Source organism: Pseudoalteromonas phenolica, assembly GCF_005886345.1.
Classification (GTDB): domain Bacteria; phylum Pseudomonadota; class Gammaproteobacteria; order Enterobacterales; family Alteromonadaceae; genus Pseudoalteromonas; species Pseudoalteromonas phenolica_A.
Genome location: NZ_PNEC01000084.1, coordinates 1 through 2,027 on the forward strand (window position 1 = coordinate 1; position 2,027 = coordinate 2,027).

Sequence of the window (2,027 nt, forward strand, 5' to 3'; positions counted from 1 at the left end):
GAAAGCAGGTATGCATAATTAGGGTGTCTACTTTTAGTGGGTAACACCAGTTCTTAGGATGGAACCATGGTAACTCCAATAATAATTCTTTTAATTCTTTCTTCTCCGCTGGGTATGGCCTTTGCTTACTCTAAATTCATGAAGGTACCTGTTGATATTAACAAGTATGCTTGTTGGGGTTTAGGGATGGCATTTATTTTTTTCTTTATAGGTCACATCGTAAAAACAGATGGAATGGTTGAAATGCTTCCTTCTTGGGTGCCTTTCAAAGTTTCATTAATCTATTTTACAGGTGCCCTCGAATTAATGGTTGGCATTGCTCTTTTCATGCCTAAATTCCAACGCATTGCGGCAAAACTTGGTATTCTCATTTTTGTATTGTTTTTTCCTGCAAATGTATACGCTGCTTTAAATAGTGTTGGGCTAGGTGGTCATCAATGGGGAGCTGTTTATTTGTTGATACGAGCACCATTGCAAATCATATTAATCGCATGGGCGTATTTCTTGTGCGTAAAGAACATAACAAGGCGCTAAACTAGGACAAAATTAAATAAGCTCGTCGCTTCGCTCGATTTTAGCTTATTTAATTTTGCCTGTTAGCTAAGCGTTAGTTGCTTATGAGAATAATGAAAATATGAGACTAAAAGAAATAATTTTGATAATGGCATTAAGTTTTATAGTTGGCTGTACTGTTAAACCTCTTGAAATAAACCAGTCCACAGGTTTCTTTCCTACTGACAGCAAAGTGAAGGAAGAGGACATATTAATTAACTTAAAAATAGATGATATCAAGAAGTACAAATACGTCTATCTTACCCAAAGTTTAGATACCGTTCAGAATATGGATTCATGGCGCTCTTATAGGGCATTACACACAAAGTCGCTTTCTGATATAAAGTTAGCACAGGTTGTTAGCACACAAGAATTAGGTGATATAGCTGCGTCTAAAGGACTTAAAAGAAACTTTGTAAGTTTTGATAACGCGGGCCTTGAAGAGATTGCAAAACATGTTGGACCATTTCTTAGAGTCCATATAAATTATGAACCAATTAATAGTGAATGGAACCGCTACACGCTAGAGGTATATGATCCCCTAGAAAAACAGTATGTGTATAAGGTTTCAAGTGTCCCTCTTGTATTGTTCAGTGAAGAAGAAGAAATGATCTATCCGGCCTTTAATTCACTTATAAGTTGGGTTAAATCACAGCGCAACTAACAAGCGGTTTATGAGTAGGACTCGTACTGGCTTGCTCGGGTTCGTACCTCACCAGTTTAGCAAGCCAATACTCGCCCCATAACCGGGCGTTATAAGCCAAATCAAATATCGAGGTAAAATGGCCGTTTTAGAAATTCTAAAAGCTCCGAATGAAAAATTAAAAGTTAAAGCTGAAAAAGTAGTTAACGTCGAAGAGGTTCAAACGTTAATCGATGACATGCTTGATACTATGTATGCAACTGAAGATGGAATAGGCTTAGCTGCAACACAAGTTGGTAGAAACGAAGCGATCATAATGATCGATATTTCAGAGGAAAGAAATTCACCTCTGATACTTATTAACCCTGAGGTTGTTAGTGGCTCGAATAAAGAGATGGGGCAAGAGGGCTGCTTATCTGTTCCCGGGTACTACGCAGATGTAGAGCGTTTTACAGAGGTTAAAGTTGAAGGGTTAGATCGTAATGGAAAAGAAGTAGTTGTTGAAAGTGATGATTTTTTAGCAATCGTTTTACAGCATGAAATCGATCATTTGAAAGGTAAATTGTTTATTGACTACCTTTCACCATTAAAACATAAAATGGCACTTAAAAAGGTCAAAAAAGCAATTAAAGAAGCGTAATCATGGCTTATAACAAGGCCGTTAAACCGTGGACACAAAACAGCAGGCTTGTGCTCCTACGTCGCTAATTTTAGCCTGCTATTTTGTGCCGTTTACGGCAAGCGTTATGCGTCACTTTAAATCGCTGTCTTTAAAATGGTTTTTGCTTCAAGTCTTTCCTTTAAATCAGCCTTTAGGTACAGTGGCGTCATC

General features: G+C 37.6%; 3 protein-coding genes. All 3 read left to right on the forward strand.

From position 1 onward, the window contains the following. The first annotated feature begins 66 nt into the window (after positions 1 to 66). The 3 genes from CWB72_RS19960 (at position 67) to def (ending at position 1,835) form a co-directional block, all read left to right on the forward strand. The gene (locus CWB72_RS19960) at positions 67 to 534 is read left to right on the forward strand and encodes a DoxX family protein (protein ID WP_138635109.1); all 468 of its coding nucleotides are present in this window, start codon (positions 67 to 69) and stop codon (positions 532 to 534) included. 100 nt (positions 535 to 634) lie between these two features. Beyond that, complete coding sequence (locus tag CWB72_RS19965) at positions 635 to 1,216, forward strand: hypothetical protein (protein WP_138635112.1); 582 nt, start codon at positions 635 to 637, stop codon at positions 1,214 to 1,216. 118 nt (positions 1,217 to 1,334) lie between these two features. After that, positions 1,335 to 1,835 (forward strand): peptide deformylase, encoded by a 501-nt coding sequence (gene def / locus CWB72_RS19970; RefSeq protein ID WP_138635114.1) that lies wholly within the window; start codon positions 1,335 to 1,337, stop codon positions 1,833 to 1,835. Positions 1,836 to 2,027: the final 192 nt, after the last annotated feature.